Here is a 21,660-nt window from a genome sequence, read left to right on the forward strand (position 1 = left end):
CGCTCCTTTTATTAAGTAATAACCGATGTCATGAACAGCTGCAGCACAAGCGCGAATTGATTATGATGTTATATTATATAACACATAAATCTGTTACTTGTCGATAAATTAAAAAAATAAAATTTTATATGTCATAATTATTGACGTATCTGGAGCTCCTGTAGTATAGTCGGTTTAACAAAAATCTACGAATACAACGATGTATTCGCTTGAAGCGGCAATGGCGCCTGCTCTCACTTTCGGTAATCGGGAAATGTTTGTTTTCCGTGCGGAGTGAAGCGGGCTTTTTCTGTTGTCCACATGGGGAGGAGAGAGACAGATGTCAACTATTCGCAAAAAACTAATACTGGTCGGCAACGGAATGGCAGGGGTACGGGCTATCGAGCATTTGCTGAAGTTAGCTCCGGATGCCTATGAAATTACTATATTCGGTACTGAGCCGCATCCTAACTATAACCGGATTATGCTGTCTTCTGTCCTTGCAGGCGGAGCAAAGATGGATGATATTATCATCAATGATCTGGAATGGTACCACAGTCATGGCATTAAGCTGTACATGGGCCATACTATCACTTCGATAGACACCGCGCAGCGTAAGGTTTACTCCGATCAAGGCATTGAATTGCAATATGACGAGCTGATCCTGGCGACTGGCTCCAATCCCTTCATGCTGCCGCTGCCCGGAGCTGAGAAGGAGGGCGTGATTGCCTTCCGCGATATTAAGGACTGCGAGATCATGCAGGCAACCTCGAAATCCTACCGGAAAGCGCTGGTCATCGGCGGCGGTCTGCTTGGTCTGGAAGCGGCCAGAGGCCTGCTGCATCTGGGAATGGAGGTTTCTGTCGTCCACATTCATGAATATATTATGGAACGCCAATTGGACGAGGCGGCCTCCGTTATGCTGCGTAGAGAACTGGAAGAACAAGGGATGAAGTTCCTGCTGAGCAAACAGTCGGAAGCCATTCTCGGCAAAAAAAGAGTCAAAGGCCTGCTGTTCGCAGACGGCAGCATTGCCGATGCTGATCTGATCGTGATGGCGGTCGGCATCAAGCCTAACATTGAACTGGCACAAAAAAGCGGAGTTCAGATTGGCCGCGGCATCATTGTCAACGATTATATGGAGACGAATATTCCCGGCATCTATGCTGTAGGGGAATGTGCGGAGCACCGGGGGATTGCCTACGGATTGGTGGCCCCGCTGTATGAGCAAGGCGCTGTACTAGCCAAAAGATTGGCCGGAGTTCCCACTGAAGGTTATGCCGGCTCGGTAACATCGACCAAGCTGAAGGTGTCCGGTGTAGATGTATTCTCGGCAGGCCAGTTCACAGAGCTGCCTGGCTCCAGGGCGCTGCGCTATCAGGATGAAATCGACGGGGTATATAAGAAGCTGGTTATTAACGATGACAAGCTGATCGGTGCCGTGCTATTCGGCGATACAAGCGACGGTGCGCAGTTGTTCTCGATGATCAAGAACGGCGAGAATATAAAAGGGAAGGAGAAGGAGCTGCTGCTCGGAGTCTCCTCTGACGCTCTCGCTTCGCCTAAAGGCAACCGTCTGGAAGGGATGGCCGACGACGAAATAATCTGCGGCTGCAACGGTGTCTCCAAAGGTGCAATCGCCGAAGCTATTCAACAGGGAGGCTGCACCAGTGTCGGGCAGATCAAAGCCTGCACCAAAGCTTCCGCTTCCTGCGGCGGCTGTAAGCCGCTAGTAGAAGGATTGCTGCAATTGTACGCCGGAGACAATGTGGTTACAGTCAAAGAAGGCATCTGTGGCTGTACAACACTTAGCCGTGATGAAATCGTCGCTGAAATCCGGCGGATGGAGCTGAAGTCCATCAAGGAAGTCATGAATGTGCTGGAGTGGAGCAATGAGGAAGGCTGTGCCAAATGCCGTCCATCCCTGAATTATTATTTGGGCATGCTGTGGCCTGAAGAATATGTGGATGAGAAGGAATCCCGTATCACGAACGAGCGTTATCATGCCAATATTCAGAAGGATGGGACATACTCCGTAGTACCGCGAATTTATGGCGGAGTGACCTCACCGGCTGAGCTGATGAAGATTGCCGAAGTGGCGGCTAAGTTCGAAGTGCCGCTAGTGAAGTTCACCGGAGGTCAAAGACTTGATCTGCTCGGCGTCAAAAAAGAGGATTTGCCATTGATGTGGGAGGAGCTGGATATGCCGTCCGGCCATGCTTACGGCAAGACGCTGCGCACGGTTAAGACCTGCGTGGGTTCCACCTTCTGCCGGTTTGGTACTCAGGACGCTATGGGGATGGGAATCCGGCTGGAAAAAGCTTTTGAACGGCTGAACACTCCAGGCAAGGTGAAGCTGGCTGTCTCCGGCTGTCCGCGCAACTGTGCCGAAGCGACAATTAAGGATTTTGGCGTTGTAGCCATTGATGGCGGCTGGGAGCTGCATGTCGGCGGCAACGGCGGTGTGCATGTCCGGGCAACCGATCTGCTCTGTGTGGTCAAGACCGATGATGAGGTTATGGAGTGGGCGAGCGCATTCCTGCAATATTACCGAGAGAATGCTGGATGGAATGAACGGACTGCACAGTGGGTGGAACGTGTAGGTCTGGATAGCATCAAGGAGGCTTTGGAATCGCGAGAGAACCGATTGGCACTGCAGGAAAGAATTCAGGCGGCACTGCGCCTGACGACCGATCCGTGGAAGCAGATTGTCAATGAGCCGGAGCTGCGTAAAAATTTCGAACAGCTCGCACAGCCTGAGACTGAGACCGTATAAGGAGGCCGCACCTATGAAGATGACCAAAATGCTTGTTGGCAAAGTGACGGATATTGATGTTAAGGGCTCACGGGTCTTCCGGGCAGGGAGCACTGAAATTGCACTGTTCCGGCTGTCGGACGGAGAGGTGCTGGCCGTTGAGAATAAATGCCCGCATAAAGGCGGGACGCTGTCGGAGGGCATGGTCTGCGGTTCGAAGGTCCACTGTCCGATGCACGATTGGCGTATCGACCTGCATAGCGGAGCCGTACAGGAGCCAGATACAGGTCATGTAACCACCTTCGAGGTGGAAATTGACCGGAGCAGCGGTTCGATCTATGTCACTCTTGAAGAATAGCTAATCTGGAGGTGAGTCTATGATGCAGGGAAAAGTGTCGATTATCGGAGCCGGACCGGGAGACCCGGAATTGATTACAGTTAAAGCCATGCGCCGGATTCAGGCGGCGGACGTTATTCTGTATGACCGGCTGGTGAATGCAGAGCTGCTGAATTACGCGAACCCCGAGGCTCTCCGCATTTATTGCGGCAAAGCGCCGGGCAAGCATTCTATGCCCCAGGGAGCCATAGAAAAGCTGATCCTTAAGTACGTAGCCGCAGGCAGCCATGTCGTCCGCTTAAAAGGAGGAGACCCCTTTGTGTTTGGACGCGGCGGTGAAGAGGCCCTTGCCGCCGCTGCCGCCGGGATTCCGTATGAGGTGATCCCCGGCATTACCTCGGCAATCGGCGCCGCAGCGTCAGCGGGAATTCCGCTGACCCACCGCAGCCTTGCCGCCTCTTTTGCCATCGTAACCGGCAGCCGCTGCAGCAGCCACACTTCACCTGTCCGCTGGGACGGGCTGGCACATAGTGTGGATACTCTCGTCATTTACATGGGAGTAAGCACATTAAGTGAAATCCGCGAAGAACTGCTGCGCCACGGGAAAGACCCGGCGACGCCGGCAGCGCTGATTGAGAATGGAACAACAGACCACGAACGGACCGTGACAGGGACGCTTGGCAACATCGACAAGCTGGCTGCGGCGCTGAAGATCAGCAATCCGGCGCTTATCATCATTGGTGAGGCGGTGAAGGTTAGAGAACAACTGCTGGCAATGGAGAAAGCGGCACGCTCCCAGATCGGTTAGGCATTAGCTTTATAGTTGAATGGCTGTCATAATAAAAGTGATTGCAGTCACAGGGGGGCACTCCATAACGGGATTATACTTGTGCCCGTGATCTATTCGGAGATAGCCCTGCTGCAAAGGAGAGAACTATGATATGTACATTCAACTAGACACACTCGCTTCGAAACGGCTGGAAGAGCATCTGGCGGAGCAATCCGGTTACCTTAAGCTGTTCTATGATACGGAAGGCTGCGGCTGCAATGGCGTGCTTGTCATCCAGATCGTGAGCGAGCCGAACCATACTGACATTGTGATTCAGAGGGAGCCCTTCACCTTTCTCTGTGACCGCCAGCAGGAATCCTTATTTGACGAGTATATGAAGCTGGAGGCGGATGAGCACTATCCTTCCTTTAAGGTTAGCAGTGACTCCAGTTTATTCAGTAATAACGTCAGGATTCAGGATCTTCGTGCAGCAAACTGAAGCAGAAAAAGCCCGTTCCCGCAAAACACAGGGAACGGGCTTTTTCTGCTTTAGTCAAAGTTATATCTCATTTATAAAATACTGTTGTTATAAGTTGCTTGTTTCCAGGCTAATACCATTTCTGCTGGCGTTCAATATTTTATAGCCTAACGGAACTAACTCTTTTACCGGAACATACCAGCTACTTCCTATTTTCTCGGCATTTTTGACTCCGATTGAAGTGCGTTTATCCCCTTTAGTCAACTGCAGCTCTGTTGCAGAGACATTTACAGTTATTCCTTGCTGTTTCGCAAAATCAAGGAGAGGGATGAAGAAGGTATCCTTTTCCACTAAAGGCCCACTCCCGCTATACCGAACATACTGCTTATCTACCTGAAGTGAGATTGGAGCATTTAATGACAGCAAGCCTTCATAGGTGAAGTTATCCAGATATGGATTAAACTCAAGCAATTCTCTGGACGCAGTAGAAGTTTGGGTTGGGATATGATAGTAAACAGGTTTGTACACACCTGGATTTGATGTGTCATATGAAATTTGAAATAAAACATCATTAAACCATTCCATTTTATATTGATACAATTTGTAGTGTGGTTTAATTTTTTGTATCACCGTCATTGTTTTGAGATCAAAGATATAATAGGTTGCATCTACAAATGCCAGATGTTCTCCTCTGATTTGACTGGAAATAATCATATAGCGGTTGTTGGGTGAAAATGAAGGCATGCTAGATTCATTAATATATCCTGGCACATCTAACAATATTTTTTTGGTATTCCCTTTGATCCAGGTGAGAGTAGAAACTTCCTTCCCTGACTTGATGCTGCGATTTAATTGAAGCTGTCCGTTTCCATTTGCCATTACTAAAGTGGAGATTTTTTTAGTTTTATCATAAGTGAATTCATTATATATCTTTGGTATTGGAGTAAGCTTCCCGCCATAAGAGATCAAATAATATTTGTCAGTTCCTTTATCTGAAAACGCTTTTCCAGCGGTCAAATAATCTTTTGTCTCATATGGTCCCGAACCGGCATTTTTTTGAAGAGTAACCGTAAAGATAAATCCATATGCTCCTTGCGGCAAAATAGGCTTGTTAGTTTGAATAGAGTAGAGTTGGTGCTTATCCGTGCTAGGACGTGAATAGACTTCTTCCGGGTCATAGGGTATTGTCTCATAGATACCTAACGAACCGTACACCTGGACTCTAAATTTATTATTGATGTCAGCAATTTTTATTAGCTGTTTAGAGATAAAATCAAACTCATAAATGGTGGCACCCTGATATTCATCTTTGGCCAATGATGCTACATCTACATAGCTCTTTGGCCCGGTAGGTGTTAAGAATGAACTCCCATCCCTATCTATTTCACTTAACTTATATTTTGAATTCAACGAAGGGTCTTCAAAATCATATGAGTTGGTGATGATCTCGCCAGTATCAAAGCTAGTTTGCTTTACAGTAACAACGATATGTAAATTAACGTTTGGATATGAAAAAGCAAATTCAACCTCAGAACGTACCTTCTCCGATGCAGGAAATGATTTGTTCACCTGCATATCGCCAGTTTCCGCAAAGGCTGAGGGAGCAGGGAGATAACCTGCAATTACCGTTAAAATGAGAAGTGACAGAAGCATCATGTGCAGCTTTTTTGTCAACCTTCTACTTTTATTTTTGTCATTGTTCAACATATATCCTCCTCGTGATGATTGTTATGTACATCTTATTTATATCGGTAAGAGCTCAATAAATTATAGTATAATAATGCTTATCTGACACAGGAGGCTGTACGACAATGAAGCCGATTACGATCTTGATTGCGGATGATGAGACTGAAATCGCCGAGCTGATCGCCATGCATCTGGAAAAGGAAGGGTATCTTACGATCACTGTCGCCGACGGGAGCGCAGCCATTCAGGCTATTCAATCCCAGCCGGTGGATTTGGCAATACTCGATGTGATGATGCCGAAGCTGGATGGTCATGAGGTCACCCGTCAAATCCGCGAGAAATACCGGATGCCGATTATTTTTTTGAGCGCGAAGGCCTCGGATCTGGATAAAATCACCGGACTGGTCATCGGGGCAGATGACTATATGACCAAACCGTTTAACCCGATGGAATTGGTTGCACGGGTCAAGGCCCAACTGCGCCGCTTCATAGTGTTGAATTCGTCACCCGCGGATTCCCCGTCTATGCTGCAAATCGGCGGATTAACCATCGACCCGGAAAAACGCACAGTTACGATATATGATCAAACGGTAGAGCTGACGCCGAAGGAATTTGATATTTTGCATCTGCTCGCAAGTCATCCTAATAAGGTGTTCAGTGCGGAGAATATCTTTTTGCAGGTTTGGGGCGAGTCATACTACGACAGCGGGAATACGGTAATGGTCCACGTCCGTACACTCCGCAAGAAGCTAGGCGATGACCCGAAGAAATTTATAAAAACCGTATGGGGAGTAGGGTATACGTTCAATGACTAGACAAAGGCGCAGCTTTCGCACCAGTATGCTGATGCTGTTCGGACTTAGCATGCTCATCTCAGGCTTACTCACTTATTTGGTCTATAAAGGCTTGCAGCAGTATTATCATGAGAAGGTCTTTGCGGAGGATGATTTGGCCCGCATGAGACTTTTCATAAACCAGGTAGGGGATTTGAATTTCTTTTTAATCCTGTTTATACCGCTAGCGATTATCTTTTTCTTCCTGCTGACCAAGCGCTACGCAGATTATTTTGAGAGGATTTCCGGGGGGATACATAAGCTGGCCAACGGTGACTTTGACTCGCGCGTGGAAATAACCTCTCACGATGAATTCCAGCTCATTGCTGAAGACATCAACCGGGCCAGTGAACAGCTGCAGAAAGCTTTGGAAAGAGGCGATTTTGCTGAGAGCAGCAAGGATCAACTGGTGCTGAACCTGGCCCATGACATCCGGACCCCGTTGACCTCTGTTCTGGGGTATCTGGATTTTATTTTGAAATCCGCGGATTTGACGGCTGAACAGGCCCGCCATTATACAACCATTGCCTATGCCAAATCGCAGCGGCTTGAGAAGCTGATCGAAGAGCTGTTCGAGATCACCAGAATGAATTACGGGAAGCTGACCGTGAATAAGGAGCCGATTGACTTAAGTGAGCTGTTGCTGCAATTGAACGAGGAGCTGTTCCCGCTGTTTGATCAGAATAAACTGGTCTCCCGGCTTTACATTGATCCTCATCTGACGGTTCCGGCAGACGGGGAGCTGCTTGCCCGTGTCTTTGAGAATCTTCTGACCAATGCTTTGAGATACGGCAAGGACGGGCAATATGTGGATATACATTGCAGGCAGGAGGCTGCTTCCGGAGCAGCGGTTGTTCAGGTGATCAATTACGGGCATTTCATCCCGCCGGAGGAGCTGCCGTATCTTTTTGACATGTTCTACACTGGCGACCGGGCTAGAACCTCTAGTGGAGCCAGTACCGGCCTCGGCCTGTTTATCGCCAAAAATATCGTGGAGGGGCACGGGGGGACGATATCCGCCGAGAGCAGCGTAACCCGGACGATCTTTGAAGTGCGTTTGCCGCTGCGCTCCTGAAATGAGGCGGAAGCAGATATTTTAAGAAAAACTTTATTTTTAGCCCACTTTGAACTTAAACATTTCCCATTAGTCTAGGTGAAGACACACTAAAGGGAGATGCTTATTGTGAAGAAGTGGCTTTTTTTATGCATAGTACTGCTCGTCGTCGGATTTAAATTCTATCAGAAGGAAGAGGCGTCAAAAAAATACCGGCCGGGTACAGAGAATGTCGCTGTGCAATCAGACGCTGAGAGCAGCGAGAAAACGATACATATTGATAAGGAACAAATTTACGAGGGGAATCTGATACTGGTCAATAAAGATTATCCTATCCATAAGAAAGGTATTGCCTCTGACATCATTAAGTTATCCCGGCATGATGAGCTGACCCGCGGATTTAGCCTGCTCGATCATTCAATACGGCTGTCGCAATCTGTGACGGAGCAGTTTGCACAGTTGACGGAAGCTGCGGCAGAGGAGGGGGTTACTCATTTTCGGATCAGCAGCGGCTACAGGGATTCTGAAGAGCAGGAGGTGCTGTACCGGGAGAAAGGAGCCGATTATGCGCTGCCTGCAGGATATAGCGAGCATAACTCAGGGTTATCGCTGGATATCGGTTCTACCCTTGGTGAAATCGGGAAAGCGGCTGAAGGAGATTGGCTCAAAGCTAACGCCTGGAGCTATGGATTTATTTTAAGATATCCGAAGGACAAGACAGCAATTACCGGCATTAAATATGAAGCATGGCATTTCCGCTATGTCGGCTTGCCCCACAGCCAAATTATGAAGGACAAGAATATGGTTCTGGAAGAATATCTGGAATATCTGAAGCAGCAGAAGAGAGTGCAGATTACTGTCGATAACCGAAAATATCTGGTATTGTATGCCCCCGTTTCCAAGAATGCGAGCATTCAAGTTCCGGCTGGCCATCCTTATGAAATTTCAGGAAACAACAGCGACGGCGTTATCGTCACGGTCCTGTTGAGTACGTGGAAGATATGAAGCGGCTGAGTCGAAGTCTAATTATCCTGCTCTATGTCGTGTATTTGTACCTGCTGATCAAGATCATCCTGTTCAAGTTTGGGCCGGGGGACATCGGAAATCTTTGGGAACAACTTCAGCGGACGTTGGGTGATCCCAGGAGCATTCAGAACCGGTTGAGTTTTGCGAATTTCATTCCGTTTGTATCCATAAGGGGCAATCTGGAAAGGCTGTCCAATCCGAATGATTTTATCAATCTGGTGGGGAATATCGCCCTGTTTGTTCCTCATGGGATATTCATACGATTAACGGTAAAAAAAAGCTTTGTCAAAGCGCTCCTCTACTCCCTGGGGTTAAGCTTAGGCTTGGAATGCTCCCAGGTTATCTTTTCTATAGGAACTTTCGATGTGGATGATCTTATTCTTAACACCCTCGGGGGCTTGATTGGATATGGAATATTCATGAAAAAATCACAAAACGTTACTATTCAAAGTAAATCGTAAGTTTGTACCCTTACTATTTAAAATCAAAACGTTATAGTATAAATCGCTGCACAATTATAGAGGGGGAGGAGGACTGCATTGCCGGATAAGCAAGATGAAACTGCCAATATCTCAAAGTGGAAAGGAAGTCGACAATGAAAGCTTTTGTTAAAAAGCATCGCCTTCTTCATAGCTTTCTGCTGCTTATGTCTGCCGTACTGCTCTTTGGGGCAGCCAGTGCGGGTGCTTCAAGCGAAACACTCACAAACGATGTGTTCTGGAAGGATACCTCTAACAATCCTATCTACTCGCAGGGCGGAGGCATTTTGAAGGTAGGCAGCACTTTTTATTGGTATGGCGTCAAGTATAACGGGGCGGTGACCTACTACAACAATCCCGTCTCCAAGAACAATGATTCCAGCTTCAATGCAGTGACTTGCTATTCTTCTACAGATTTGGTCCATTGGAAGTTTGAAGGAAATGTTATTAACTCAGCTTCCGATGGTTCAACCTGGGATACCGATTGGGTGGGCAGGCTCGGTGTAGTCTACAACAGCAATACCAAGAAATATGTGCTCATTACCCAATATGTCGGGTCCGCCGGATCGGGAATCGCTTTTGCAACGAGCAGCAGTCCAACAGGACCCTTTGTTTTTGATCATGTGCAGTCCTCCATTGCCAATGTAGTGAACAACATGTCAGGGGATCAGTCAATATTTATCGACGACGACGGCAAGCCTTATCTGGTCTTCAGCAACACCAAGGGGCGGAGCCATCTATATGTATCACCGCTGCGCGCCTCGGATTATCTGAATGTCGAACCGGCCACCAATGTGTTCAACAGCAGTTCGGGCGGCCGGGAAGGCAACGCCATGTTCAAGTACAATGGGGTTTATTATTTGGCTTCCTCCGATTTGCACGGCTGGAATGCGTCCCACACGTACTATATTACCGCCACCAATATTCTCGGCCCGTATTCCGCTGAAGCGGTAATGAATAATACGGATGCGGATTTCTCGCATGTCACACAAACCGGGCTGTTCGTGAGCGTACAGGGAACCTCCGGCACCACAATCCTGTTCGGAGGCGACCGCTGGAGTGATTTTGCCGGAAATGGGATCGGGTACAATCAATGGATGCCGATTACTTTTAACGGAACCGTTCCAACACTCAATTCTTTGAGCGAATTTAATCTAGATGCGGCAGCTGGCACGTGGAGTGTTGGAAACGGTAACAATTATGCGCTTAACCCGAGCTATGAAGCGGACCGGGTAGCACAGACTGCTCTGGCGGGCTGGACGAATTGGACGAATGCCGCAGCGGACCCGAACAGCAATGTACTTGGCGGGCATACCGGAAGATGGTCTGCACAGCAATCGGGAACAGCAGCCTACAGCGCCAGCCGGTACCAGAATCTGACCAATTTACCTAACGGCACGTATACGTTAAAAGTATGGGTGCAAAGCAGCGGCGGGCAATCGACCGCCCAGATCTTTGTGAAGAACTACGGCGGGGCGGAAAAGAATGCAGCCATCAACACTGCCATAGGCAGCTGGACGCAAGTGACCATTCCCAATATCAATGTGACGAATGGCTCCGCCCAGATCGGTGTCTACAGTGTCGCAAATGCCGGCAATTGGGTTAAGGTGGATGACTGGACATTCATTAAGAATTAATTGAATTAAGCAAATCTAAGCAGAAACGGCTTCGCCGTCCTTAAAAGGACGGTATCCGTTTCAGCGAGAAATATAAGGATGATTTATGGCGTAAAACATATAAATCCTTATATTTTAAAAAGCCAAAGGGTACATAGCGCCATTCAGGGCTGCTGTTGTACCCTTTTTAGTTGGCTGTAAGTTATGTATAATGCTTAAAAGTGAACAGGAGGGAAGCTTATGAAAATGATCGGACTGGATATTGGGACGACCTCCATTTCGGGCCTGGTATACGATTTGGAGCAGCGTTGTGTGCTGCATGTCATCACAGAATCGAATCCGGCTAACCTGTCCGCCAGTCAAGGGGAATGGGAGCGCCTGCAAGATCCGGAGGTTATTGTGCAAGCGGTGGAAAAGGTGCTAAAGCAACTGCTAACCCGGGAGCCGGAGGCAGCGGGAATTGGACTTACCGGACAAATGCACGGCATTGTCTATACAGATCAAACTGGCAAGCATGTGAGTCCGCTGTTTACCTGGCAGGATGGCAGAGGAGGGTTGCCTTATGACAATGACAGCTCTCATACCTATGCGCAGAAGCTAAGCGGAGCAACGGGATATTCCGTCGCCCCCGGTTATGGCCTGGCAACGCATTTTTATAACATGAAGCATGGCCTTGTCCCTCATGAAGCAGTCAGCTTGTGCACAATTGCTGATTATGCGGCGATGTGGCTCGCCGGAAGGACGATGCCCCTTATGGATGCGACTCAAGCGGCGGGATTAGGCTGTTACAGCTTCGCTGCCGGTGATTTTGACAAGCTGGCCCTTGCAAAAGCGGGGATACATCCTGACATGCTGCCCCAGGTTGTCCCTTCGGGAACACCGGTTGGACTCACCGATGACGGCCTTACAGTATACACATCAATTGGTGACAACCAGGCCAGCTTTCTTGGCAGTGTGCCGTTTCCTGAGGAAGCAATGCTGCTTAATATCGGAACGGGAAGCCAGTTATCTGTGCTGATGGCTGATTTAAACGGCTATGCCGGGGAACTGGAGGCGCGGCCTTATCCTGGTGGAGGAGTGCTGCTCGTCGGCGCCGCCCTCAGCGGCGGGAAATCCTATGCGCTTCTGGAACAATTCTTCCGGCAGGTTATTGAAGCATATACCGGGGAAACCCAGGGTGCGCTATACCCGTTAATGGACACACTTTTACAGAATGGGACCTCCTCAGGCGGTCTAAAGGTGAAGCCGCAGTTTCTGGGAACACGGCTTAATCCAGAAGCGCAGGGCAGTATAGAGGGAATTACGCCGGGCAATTTCACACCCGGTATGCTGACCCATGCTTTTCTTCAAGGAATGGCCGATGAATTGTATGCTTTTTATAGAAGCATTGGAGATGCGGAACCCGCGAAGCCCTGGACAAGGTTAATCGGCTCCGGTAACGCGCTGCGCACAAATCCGGTTCTCTGCAGGAAGGTAGAGGAGAGGTTCGGACTGCCGCTGCTGCTAAGCTCAGCATCGGAAGAAGCTGCGGTCGGCGCAGCGTTATGCGCAGCGGTTGGGGCAGGGGAGATCGGCAGCTTCAGGGAAGCAGGGAAGTATCTGGGATGGCAGGAACGGCTGGCCTGAAGCTGAACCATCAGAACATTTGCGGGAATTGATTAATGATTGCAGAGCTGATCATTTCAGCCATAATCAGAGCTTCTTTTTCGATCCGGTCAAAGATCTGTATACTTAATTTGTAATCTTTATTCAGCATGGATACAGCTTCTGCTTTCGTTAATGCCAGATGCGAATAGAACATTTTCCTGAACTGTTCTTTCGGGAAATACGGATTGATGCGGCTTAGAAACTCAACAATTTGGTCAGCATTTGCGTACCACTTTTTCTCCGCTGCCGCAGCAGCCTGCTGGTCGCCTGCCTTAGCGGCTTTGACAAGGTCTGCTGCAATGACTAAATGCTCTTTAATAAGATTGCTGAAGGTTTGGGCTGCAGCTTCACCATAGAAGGGCTTAATCGCTTCCCCCATATCCGGCCCGTTTTGCAGAAGCCGGGCCAGAACCGCATCAATGTCAGGCAAATCAAAAACAATGCTGATGATTGCCATCCGGGTCCAGGCCACATGCTGCTCCCAAAGCGACCTCATGTGATTCATGTAATCAACCTGCGCTCTGCTCAGGCATTCCTGCTTTGCCGGCATATACATTGGCATCGGATGGGGATGGGGATAAGCATAGCGCATTCTTTCTGCGGTAAAACAAGGCCCCCAATAAGGTTGCATCATTGTATCCTCCTTAGGAAATATATAACCCATAATATGGTTCATTCGCCTAAGTGGTTCATCATAAACTCTCATTATTAAAAAAGGCGCGACCCCCAGCTTCATGCCGGTGATCGCGCCTTTTAGATTAAAGTATGGACAGGGTAAAGTGGAAAGTATAAGGCCGGTTAGCCGGTAGGGTGAACTGATCATGCGTTGGTGCGCCCCAGCTATCATCTCCGCCGACACCCATTTGTTTGTAGTTGACTCTCAGCACACTCTTGGCGGAAACTGGCAGCTTATAAGGATGATCGCTTGCTTCCAGCTCTTCCGGCGTCCAAGGAAGCACGTTAACTTCCATAGGCAAGGTGCTCTCCAGATGAAATCCGCTGCCTGTTGCGCTCTCCGTAAGGGAGGCAAAACGTACATCGGTTTTGTTGCCGCATTCCTGAGGACGGAGATAATTAGTGAACTGCTCACTCACCTTGCCGGTATAACGTCCCAGCTTGGCGCCAGTCTTCCGGTCCCAATAGTTCTCATGCGGCCCATTGCCGTACCAGGACACAGTATCGAGCTGTTCATCCAGCAAGAACACCAGCCCGAATTCGGGAATTTCCGGCAGGTCGGCGTTTCCCGGGTTCAATTCCTGAGTGATTTCCACAGTTCCGTCCGGGGCAATTTCATAGCGCAGACGCAATGTGGAAGCAGGACTCGTAGCCAGCAGGTAATTGACCGTCACAACGCAGAGATTGTCGCTGGTAGAGTAGGAGAAGCCCGTGAGTGTTCTGTTGTAGGAAGCTTCTTTCCAGACTGCACAGCGTTTGTCCAGGCCATTGCCCAGGTCATTGTCCGTTACCGCTCTCCAGAAGTTAGGTCTTACAGGTGCAAGCAGACGTTCCTTCCCGGAAGATGTATAAGAGAATAAGTCCCCGGTTGCGGTGCTGAATGCCAGCGCGAATTGCTCACCTTGAATAGTAACAGCCTTCTCTTGTTCGGTTACGCGCAGCCCATTTCCAGCGGCTCGGGAAGCGTTTCTTCCGATGTAAGGTGTCAATACAAACTGTTCCCAGGCGATCTCATGAGCAGGCTGCGACCAAGAGGTTGCCTCATGCTGGATGAAGGAAAGGGTGAGAACCGCTTCTTGCTCCCCGGTAATGGAGCTCCATTCATAAGGAACGGTGATTTGGGCGGTTTCCCCAGGCTCTGCAGAGACGCGCAGAGCACCTTGCTGTTCAGCCTGACCGTTCAAGGCAATTTCCCAGTTCAGTTCGAACTCTTCAATATTCGTGAACAAGAATCCGTTACGGATCTGGAACAGGCCTTTTTGAAGATCAACAGCCGTTATTTTCACATTCTGATAGCATTTCTTAACCTCAAGCAGCTTAGGCGTTACTTCTCGGTCGGCGAACAGCAAGCCGTTGCCGCTGAAGTTGCCGTCATGCGGGGTTTCGCCAAAATCGCCGCCGTAAGCCAAGTACTCGATACCCTCAGCAGTTTTGGTGCGGATCGCCTGATCGACCCAGTCCCAAATGAAACCGCCCTGGAGGATATCATATTTGTCAAACAGGTCCGTATACAAATGCAGACCGCCGCAGGAGTTGCCCATCGCATGGCTGTATTCACAGAGAATATATGGCTTCTTCGGCTCATTCAGCGCATATTTTTCAACGTCAACCGGCTTCACATACATCGTGGATTCGATATCGCTTGCCGCTTCCGATGGACGGTAGTGGAAAATACCTTCATAATGAATAACCCGGCTCGGATCGGCTTCCTGCAGCATATCATGCATCGCGATAAAGTTGTCGCCGCCGAAGGACTCATTGCCGAGTGACCAGATGATGACGGACGGATGGTTCTTGTCTCTTTGCATCATGGAGTTGCAGCGGTCCAGCACATTGGCGCGCCATTCCGGCTTGCTTGCAGGAACGTTGAATTCATTCAGTTCCTTTTGCCCATATTTCCAGGAGCCATGTGTCTCCAGGTTGGTTTCGTCAATAACATAGAGTCCATACTGGTCGCACAGCTCATACCAAATGGATTGGTTCGGGTAATGGGAGGTACGCACCGCATTGATGTTATGGGCTTTCATCAGCTCAATGTCGCGGATCATATCCTCTTTGCAAAGCGCACGGCCGGTCTCGCAGGAGAATTCATGGCGGTTCGTGCCTTTGAAGAGAATTCTTTTTCCGTTAATCTTCATCAGGCCGTCCTTGATTTCAAATGTGCGGAAGCCCACTTTGCTGCTGACCGCTTCCAGTAAAAGGCCCTGTTCATCCAGCAATGAAATGACAAGTGTATATAAATTAGGCTTCTCAGCGCTCCATTTAAGCGGGTCCGCAACAGGCGCTCCCAGCTTGAGCTTCAGGACATCGTTTTCATTAAAAGATACTTCACCAGACACCGGTGCTGCCCAGACCGTCTTGCCGCTGGCGTCATAGAGCTGCATTTGAAGCGTGTACGGGCTTAATTTCGCGTTAAAATAATTCTCGACCTTCAGGTCCACATTCAGCTCTGCATTAACGTAATTCTCATCCAGATCGGTATGAACGAAGAAATCGGCAATGTGAACAGGAGGGGCTGTATAAAGATAGACATCACGGAAAATGCCGCTGAGCCGCCAGAAATCCTGATCCTCCAGCCAGCTTGCATCACACCAGCGGTAGACCTCAACCGCCAGCTTATTTTCACCTTCCTGAAGGTATGGAGTAATGTCGTATTCAGAAGGGGTAAAGGTGTCTTCGCCATAGCCGACCAATTCTCCATTCACCCATACATAAAAGGCGGATTCTACGCCCTGGAAGCTGAGGTAGACTGGCTGGCCTGTCCAGGCTTCCGGTACTGTAAAGGTCCGAACATAGGACCCTACCGGATTATAGACTGTTGGCGCAAAAGGCGGCTTCAAATCCGGCTCGGATACCGCCCACGGATAACGCACATTCGTATATTGAGGGTAGTCATGGCCATGGAATTGCCAATGAGACGGTACAGGAATTTCAGCCCAGTTGCTGCTGTCATAGTCCGCTGTATAGAAGTCCTTGATCCGCTGCTCCGGAGTTTCCGCGAAGGCGAATTTCCATGTGCCGTTCAGCGAACGGTAATTAGGGGAGGCGGTTTTATCTCCTTGCAAGGCTTCACTAATGCTGGTGAAAGAAATCATGGAAGCATGCGCTTCCAAACGGTTCAGTTGAAAAATTTCAGGGTTGTTGTTCCATTCCGGGTAGCCATTGGCTGGCGGCTGATAGATAAACTTCTTGCGCACATTAACATCTCCTCATGTTATGATATTCATATTATAAATTGGAGACATTGCAAGGGATATAGTAAAATATTCGCACGCATATCAAAATATGAAACTGGAGAACAGATATGGAGAGCAAACTGATCTTTTGTGAGACGGAGGAAATCTCGTTACTCCCGTTATATGTGACAACCGTCGGATTCTGGGAGCATCAGCCTGAAATGGAGCGGCCTACAGGCTTTCCGGATTATCAGCTTCATCAGGTGCTGGAAGGCAAGGGAGAGCTGATTCTGGGGGATAAGCGGTACATTGTGGAGCCGGGTGATGTCTTCTTTCTGTTCCCGAATATCAGGCATGCCTATGCACCCATCAGCCAGCAGTGGAAGCTGTCATGGGTCTCATTCAGCGGAAGGGAGGCTGGAGGGATGCTGCTGTATGCCGGAATCCGGGAATCCGGTCTGGGAAGGCTCAGCAATCACCAATTGATGAAGCCGCTGGAGAAAATGCTGCTGATGTCAAACGGCAATGACCTGGAGGAGAATCTGGAGCGTTCCAAGCTGCTTTATGCACTGCTGCTTGACCTCAAATATCTGCTGTCGGCCCCTGCGAATGAGAAGGATGAGATGGAACGCATCAAGCCGGTGCTCCAGCATATTGAGCTTAATCTGCACCGGCCGCTGGCGCTGAAGGAATTAGCCGACGTGGCGTCTGTCTCGCCGCAATATTTATGCCGCTTGTTCAGGCGGACGATGCATGAACGGCCTGTAACCTACATCAACAAACAACGGATTAACCGGAGCAAGCAGCTGATGTTCAGCGGCAGAGAGAAAAAAATTTATGAGATCGCGGAGCAGGCCGGATTCGAGAACACCAGCTACTTTTGTGCGGTGTTCAAACGGGTGACCGGAATGAAGCCGGAGGAGTTCAAGCAGCTTCATGGCCTGGCTTAAGGTGAGGTCTGTGGTTGACAAAGGGCTGGCTCACAGTAGATTTATCTACGAATGAGCCAGCCCTTTTTATTCGAAGCAGGGAGCATATATAAGTTAAACTTTAAAGGAATCATAAAAAGGTAGGAGTGCGGAGGGGAAGTTTGGAACTGGAGGAGCGGTAGCGTCCGCCTTTGTCTCCGGATGTTATCCGCTATTAGCGGTACAATCCAAAACATTCTTACGACAACAGTGGCCGGAAGTCCAAACATTCCCCGTAGTTACGACCAGACCCTAATATGAAAATCTAAAGTTCCACTTATACAGTTGTCAGGAAATCTTGCCCGATTTGCGGAAGGTAAGCACTAGCGGCAGCATACAGACCAGCATGAAGGCTACCAGCATGAACACCTGCTGCACACCGAAGACTACGGCTTCAGAGCTGCTTACTGCTGCCGGCCCGGCTGAAGTGTACACCACTGTTCTCCAGGTGTAGAACGCAGTGAAGATTGCAATAGACAGCGAACCCATGCATTGGCGGAACCAACTGGTCATTGAGGTGGCGTACCCAATCAGATTATCGGACAGGCCGGACAGACCTGCATTCATCAGCGGCATTGATGAGAAGGCGATGCCGACATTGCGGGTAACCGTCCACAGAATCACTTCGCTATTAGCCGTATCCACCGTCATGCGTGAGAGCATCCAGGTGCCAAGCACCATCAGGGAAATCCCCGCAGCCGCCAGCTTCATCGGCCCCAGCCGGGAATACAGCTTGCCTACCAATGGGAGCAGCAGCACCATCACAACAGAAGAGGGCAGCATTACAAGCCCGGTGCTGGCGGCGGGGACACCTTTGGCCGTCTGGAGAAAATAAGGCACGAAGTAGACTGCCGCGAACAATGCGGCATTAATCAGTCCGAGCATCAGCACGCTTATCGCGTAAGTGCGGTTCTGAAATACGCGAAATTCGAGCAGCGGAGTATCCGCTCTGAGCTGCCGTCTAACGAAGAGAATCAGCAGCAGGATTCCAGCCGCGAGCAGCAGTAAGGTTCTGCTGTCCAGGAGGCCCCAGGCGGAGGCCTTGCTGAAGGCAAAGAGCACAGTGAAGCTGCCGACACTGGATAATACAGCGCTGAGCTTGTCCAGCCGCATGCTTGAATCCCCCGGACTTGCGGGTACATAGCGGAGGACAAGGAGAACGGACAGCAGGAGCAGCGGTAAGTTCAACAGGAACAGCCACCGCCAGCTTAAGAACTGCAGACAAAGGCCGGAAACGGCAGGGCCAAGTGCCGGCCCAAGCCAGCCTGCTGCTTCCCAGAGACTGACTGCCATCGGCTGCTGCTTGCGTTCAACCGTCCGGTAGAGCAGGGTAAGTGTGACGGGCAGCATCAGTCCGGCACAGCCCCCTTGAATCACCCGTGCGGCAATCAGGAAGAAGGGATTCCAGGCCAAGGAGCAGAGAAGAGAGGCGAAGGAGAAGCCGATTAGCGTAGTGGCGTACACCTTCTTCGTGCCGAATCTGGAAATCAGGAAGCCGGCGAGCGGTGAGCCGATGCCTATAGCCATCATATATCCCGTAAGCGCCCACTGGATGACCGGCATTTCGGTATGAAACACCTTCATCAGCGTCGGAACGGCAAGATTGACTGTGCTAGTATTCAGATTCGAAATAAATACACTGCAGAAGACAGCAATCATAATAGGCGCCAGCGGGACGGAGGCGGCCTGCTTGGGTGTGGATTTCAATGCGTTACATCTCCTTGCACATTTCAATCATAGTAGAGCGGTGCCAGCTTGGCAGTCTGGATAAAATTCGGATCATGCAGCGGGAACAGAATGCTGCCGGGTTCTTCGGCAAGCTGCTTCAGCCGCAGGATGGAAGCCAGCGCCTGTGCGTCATCACTTGCAGTGCCGGGAAGCAGCTCCTGCTCGAAATTCTGCAGGAAGTCTCCGGCATCGAAGGTGAGCACAAGACGGCTCCCTCCAGGCAAAGAGATAAGTGCGGATTGATGCCCGGGCGTATGTCCGGGTGTAGAGATGAGCTGTATGCCTGGCATCAGCTCGCAGTCTCCTTTAATTAACTGCCAGTCCAGCTCGGGAAGATTATAATCCTCTATGATATTTCCCAGCTCAGGCGGTGTGTGCAGAGCATAATGATGTTCTGCCCGCTGGGCGATAATTTTCGCGTGGCGGAACAGCTTCAGATAGCCGGTATGATCGGCGTGCATATGGGATAGCACGACTTGTTGAATGTCCTCCGGGTGCACTCCTATTTCCTTGAGCTGACCGGTCAGAGAATGTGCAGGATGCACAACAGGAAGTGTAGTCCAGCCCCGGTCGGTATAATAGGTCTTGGCCAGGACCGGATCATGGATTCGTGAAGCGTCGATGCCTGTATCGAACAGGACCCAGCCTGTCTCGGTTTCTGCAAGATAAGCGCAGATCGGCTCTGCAACAATAATGCGGTTATCGCTGCCCCGGATGGAAACTCCCAGCGGGAGCACCTCGAAACCGCACAGCAGGACGTATAATTTTTTGACTGCAGTAGCTGCCATAATGCCTCCTATCCGCACAGGGCTGCTGGCCCGGATTCGCGTATGATATTATTCCTTGGAATGAAGCAGATCAACGATTTCCTTCTTGAGCGCGATAAATGGCTCCGAATCCTTAAGTTCCTTGTTCTGGCGCATATCGGCGGGGATTTCAATCTCCCGGACGATGCGGCCGGGACGGCTTTTCATCACATACAGTCTTTCCGACAGGAAGATCGCTTCCTCAATATCGTGGGTGATGAAGAGGATGGTTGCTTTCTCATGCTTTTGAATATTCAGCAGCAGCTCCTGCATGTCTCCCCGCGTCTGCGCGTCCAGTGCGGCAAAGGGCTCGTCCATCAGTAGCATCTCCGGGGAATTGGCCAGCGCTCTGGCAATTGCCACCCGCTGCTTCATACCGCCGGACAACTGCTTGGGATAGGTATCCCCGAAATTCACAAGATTCACCAGCTCCAGATATTTATCTGAGACTTCTCTGCGCTGCTTGCGCGGAACGTTCTTTAGCGCCAGACCGAACTCGATGTTGTCGCGGACAGTCAGCCAGGGGAAAAGTGTATAGGATTGAAAAACAACACCGCGGTCTGCACCCGGACCTTCAATTGTTCTGCCGGAGATGGAGGCCGCTCCCGAGGAAGCATCTTCAAGACCTGCCAAGATCCGCAGCATGGTGGATTTCCCGCAGCCGGAAGGGCCGACGAGGGTAACGAACTCATTTTCATAAATATGCGCGTCCACATGATCCAGGGCCAGAAAAGTGTCCTTTTTAGTTTCATAGCTTTTGGATAAGGCATTGACTACGATTTTGCGTTTTCTGGATTCGTTTGTGCTCATTTTATCGTCCTCCTTCAGCCCAAGGGAACAGCTTCTTGTTGAGCAGTGCGAACAGCCGGTCAATAATCAGCCCCAGCAGTCCGATGATAAGAATCGCCATGAAAATAGTCTCAGTCTGCATATAACGCTGTGCGCGAATAATCATGAATCCAAGCCCCGAGCTTGCAGCGAACAGCTCAGCCGCCACCAGGTAGGACCAGGCCCAGCCCATGATCAGGCGCATCGAGTTCATCAGATCCGGAAGCAACGCTGGCAGCAGCACCTTGCGGAGTACCTGGATTTTGCGTGCACCGAGTGTATAAGAAGCTTGAAGCAGTTCGCCGGAGACAGATTTGGCATTGTCCGCAACCATGAGTACCATCTGGAAGAAGCATCCAACGAAGATCACCGATATTTTGGCGGATTCACCCAGCCCGATCCATACAATAATTAAAGGAATGAAGGCCGTAGCGGGCATATAGCGGATAAATTCGGTTACAGGCACGATGATGGCTTCGAAAATTTTGAACGTACCGGCCAGAATGCCGAGCGGAATAGCGAGCAGACAGGTTAGCAGATAGCCCATCAGTACACGGTAGGCGCTGATTCCGACATACCCCCAGAAATCCGCATCTTGCAGATTCGTTGTGAAGGACTGCCATACTTTTCCCGGTGACGGCAAAAAGGTTGCGCTGACCATATTCCCATAGCTGAGCAGGCTCCAAATCGCGAGTATAGCGGCAAATGTAGCAATTACAGTGATCAAATATACCTTGCGGCTGATGTCGCCGCGGATTTTGAACAACTGCCTGTTGTTCTTTTTCTTCATCTAAAAGCTCTCCCTCCGTTAAGCAGCCTT

18 protein-coding genes are annotated in these 21,660 nt (G+C 49.8%); 11 read left to right on the forward strand and 7 right to left on the reverse strand.

The window, feature by feature from the left end:
- Window positions 1-319: 319 nt before the first annotated feature.
- From nirB to AC0LWN_RS01800, 4 genes are all read left to right on the forward strand, one after another.
- Entirely contained in the window at window positions 320-2,755 is a 2,436-nt protein-coding gene (nirB, locus tag AC0LWN_RS01785; RefSeq protein WP_474662929.1) for a nitrite reductase large subunit NirB, read from the forward strand.
- 19 nt (window positions 2,756-2,774) lie between these two features.
- On the forward strand, window positions 2,775-3,092 hold the full coding sequence (gene nirD, locus AC0LWN_RS01790; protein ID WP_474663554.1) for a nitrite reductase small subunit NirD: 318 nt from the start codon (window positions 2,775-2,777) through the stop codon (window positions 3,090-3,092).
- Window positions 3,093-3,114: 22 nt separating this feature from the next.
- Complete coding sequence (gene cobA / locus AC0LWN_RS01795) at window positions 3,115-3,879, forward strand: uroporphyrinogen-III C-methyltransferase (protein WP_474663555.1); 765 nt, start codon at window positions 3,115-3,117, stop codon at window positions 3,877-3,879.
- A 133-nt stretch (window positions 3,880-4,012) separates the two neighbouring features.
- Window positions 4,013-4,339 carry an iron-sulfur cluster biosynthesis family protein gene (locus AC0LWN_RS01800; protein ID WP_474662930.1) on the forward strand — a complete coding sequence of 109 codons (327 nt, stop codon included), beginning with the start codon at window positions 4,013-4,015 and terminating at the stop codon, window positions 4,337-4,339.
- Between the two features lie 87 nt (window positions 4,340-4,426).
- Here AC0LWN_RS01800 and AC0LWN_RS01805 read toward each other — a convergent pair whose 3' ends face one another.
- Entirely contained in the window at window positions 4,427-6,022 is a 1,596-nt protein-coding gene (locus AC0LWN_RS01805) for a hypothetical protein (RefSeq protein WP_474662931.1), read from the reverse strand.
- A 107-nt stretch (window positions 6,023-6,129) separates the two neighbouring features.
- Between AC0LWN_RS01805 and AC0LWN_RS01810 the strand changes: the two genes are divergently transcribed.
- From AC0LWN_RS01810 to AC0LWN_RS01835, 6 genes are all read left to right on the forward strand, one after another.
- Window positions 6,130-6,819, forward strand: coding sequence for a response regulator transcription factor (locus tag AC0LWN_RS01810; RefSeq protein WP_474662932.1), 690 nt, complete (start codon window positions 6,130-6,132; stop codon window positions 6,817-6,819).
- A complete protein-coding gene (locus tag AC0LWN_RS01815; RefSeq protein ID WP_474662933.1) occupies window positions 6,812-7,912 on the forward strand; it encodes a HAMP domain-containing sensor histidine kinase in 1,101 nt (366 codons plus the stop codon). The genes AC0LWN_RS01810 and AC0LWN_RS01815 overlap by 8 nt, the downstream gene beginning before the upstream one ends.
- Before the next feature lie 108 nt (window positions 7,913-8,020).
- Window positions 8,021-8,896 (forward strand): M15 family metallopeptidase, encoded by an 876-nt coding sequence (locus AC0LWN_RS01820; RefSeq protein WP_474662934.1) that lies wholly within the window; start codon window positions 8,021-8,023, stop codon window positions 8,894-8,896.
- Window positions 8,893-9,378 (forward strand): VanZ family protein, encoded by a 486-nt coding sequence (locus AC0LWN_RS01825; RefSeq protein ID WP_474662935.1) that lies wholly within the window; start codon window positions 8,893-8,895, stop codon window positions 9,376-9,378. Before AC0LWN_RS01820 ends, AC0LWN_RS01825 begins: the two co-directional genes overlap by 4 nt.
- A gap of 134 nt (window positions 9,379-9,512) precedes the next feature.
- Window positions 9,513-11,033 carry a family 43 glycosylhydrolase gene (locus AC0LWN_RS01830; protein WP_474662936.1) on the forward strand — a complete coding sequence of 507 codons (1,521 nt, stop codon included), beginning with the start codon at window positions 9,513-9,515 and terminating at the stop codon, window positions 11,031-11,033.
- 219 nt (window positions 11,034-11,252) lie between these two features.
- The gene (locus AC0LWN_RS01835) at window positions 11,253-12,638 is read left to right on the forward strand and encodes a sedoheptulokinase (protein WP_474662937.1); all 1,386 of its coding nucleotides are present in this window, start codon (window positions 11,253-11,255) and stop codon (window positions 12,636-12,638) included.
- A gap of 10 nt (window positions 12,639-12,648) precedes the next feature.
- Here the strand turns inward: AC0LWN_RS01835 and AC0LWN_RS01840 are convergent, their stop codons facing one another.
- Together AC0LWN_RS01840 and lacZ are read right to left on the reverse strand one after the other, a co-directional pair.
- Window positions 12,649-13,290: an acetylglutamate kinase gene (locus AC0LWN_RS01840; RefSeq protein ID WP_474663556.1), complete on the reverse strand. Its 642-nt coding sequence runs from the start codon at window positions 13,288-13,290 to the stop codon at window positions 12,649-12,651.
- Between the two features lie 127 nt (window positions 13,291-13,417).
- Entirely contained in the window at window positions 13,418-16,531 is a 3,114-nt protein-coding gene (gene lacZ / locus AC0LWN_RS01845; protein ID WP_474662938.1) for a beta-galactosidase, LacZ type, read from the reverse strand.
- A 107-nt stretch (window positions 16,532-16,638) separates the two neighbouring features.
- Between lacZ and AC0LWN_RS01850 the strand changes: the two genes are divergently transcribed.
- Window positions 16,639-17,460 (forward strand): AraC family transcriptional regulator, encoded by an 822-nt coding sequence (locus tag AC0LWN_RS01850; RefSeq protein WP_474662939.1) that lies wholly within the window; start codon window positions 16,639-16,641, stop codon window positions 17,458-17,460.
- Window positions 17,461-17,766: 306 nt separating this feature from the next.
- Here the strand turns inward: AC0LWN_RS01850 and AC0LWN_RS01855 are convergent, their stop codons facing one another.
- The 4 genes from AC0LWN_RS01855 to AC0LWN_RS01870 are packed head-to-tail and all read right to left on the reverse strand — an operon-like array spanning window position 17,767 to window position 21,630.
- Entirely contained in the window at window positions 17,767-19,185 is a 1,419-nt protein-coding gene (locus AC0LWN_RS01855; protein ID WP_474662940.1) for a DHA2 family efflux MFS transporter permease subunit, read from the reverse strand.
- Between the two features lie 23 nt (window positions 19,186-19,208).
- Window positions 19,209-19,994: an N-acyl homoserine lactonase family protein gene (locus tag AC0LWN_RS01860; RefSeq protein ID WP_474662941.1), complete on the reverse strand. Its 786-nt coding sequence runs from the start codon at window positions 19,992-19,994 to the stop codon at window positions 19,209-19,211.
- A gap of 48 nt (window positions 19,995-20,042) precedes the next feature.
- A complete protein-coding gene (locus AC0LWN_RS01865; protein WP_474662942.1) occupies window positions 20,043-20,822 on the reverse strand; it encodes an ABC transporter ATP-binding protein in 780 nt (259 codons plus the stop codon).
- A gap of 1 nt (window position 20,823) precedes the next feature.
- A complete protein-coding gene (locus tag AC0LWN_RS01870; RefSeq protein ID WP_474662943.1) occupies window positions 20,824-21,630 on the reverse strand; it encodes an ABC transporter permease in 807 nt (268 codons plus the stop codon).
- Window positions 21,631-21,660 lie beyond the last annotated feature (30 nt).

Source organism: Paenibacillus sp. sgz302115 (assembly GCF_056120445.1).

Bases quoted from the DNA above. Each gene is read 5' to 3' on its own strand.
- AC0LWN_RS01800 (WP_474662930.1), top strand. From the start codon at position 4,013: ATGTACATTCAACTAGACACACTCGCTTCGAAACGGCTGGAAGAGCAT.
- AC0LWN_RS01860 (WP_474662941.1), bottom strand. From the start codon at position 19,994: ATGGCAGCTACTGCAGTCAAAAAATTATACGTCCTGCTGTGCGGTTTC.
- nirD (WP_474663554.1), top strand. From the start codon at position 2,775: ATGACCAAAATGCTTGTTGGCAAAGTGACGGATATTGATGTTAAGGGC.
- AC0LWN_RS01850 (WP_474662939.1), top strand. From the start codon at position 16,639: ATGGAGAGCAAACTGATCTTTTGTGAGACGGAGGAAATCTCGTTACTC.
- AC0LWN_RS01865 (WP_474662942.1), bottom strand. From the start codon at position 20,822: ATGAGCACAAACGAATCCAGAAAACGCAAAATCGTAGTCAATGCCTTA.
- cobA (WP_474663555.1), top strand. From the start codon at position 3,115: ATGCAGGGAAAAGTGTCGATTATCGGAGCCGGACCGGGAGACCCGGAA.
- AC0LWN_RS01815 (WP_474662933.1), top strand. From the start codon at position 6,812: ATGACTAGACAAAGGCGCAGCTTTCGCACCAGTATGCTGATGCTGTTC.
- AC0LWN_RS01835 (WP_474662937.1), top strand. From the start codon at position 11,253: ATGAAAATGATCGGACTGGATATTGGGACGACCTCCATTTCGGGCCTG.
- AC0LWN_RS01825 (WP_474662935.1), top strand. From the start codon at position 8,893: ATGAAGCGGCTGAGTCGAAGTCTAATTATCCTGCTCTATGTCGTGTAT.
- AC0LWN_RS01840 (WP_474663556.1), bottom strand. From the start codon at position 13,290: ATGCAACCTTATTGGGGGCCTTGTTTTACCGCAGAAAGAATGCGCTAT.
- AC0LWN_RS01830 (WP_474662936.1), top strand. From the start codon at position 9,513: ATGAAAGCTTTTGTTAAAAAGCATCGCCTTCTTCATAGCTTTCTGCTG.
- nirB (WP_474662929.1), top strand. From the start codon at position 320: ATGTCAACTATTCGCAAAAAACTAATACTGGTCGGCAACGGAATGGCA.
- AC0LWN_RS01810 (WP_474662932.1), top strand. From the start codon at position 6,130: ATGAAGCCGATTACGATCTTGATTGCGGATGATGAGACTGAAATCGCC.
- AC0LWN_RS01870 (WP_474662943.1), bottom strand. From the start codon at position 21,630: ATGAAGAAAAAGAACAACAGGCAGTTGTTCAAAATCCGCGGCGACATC.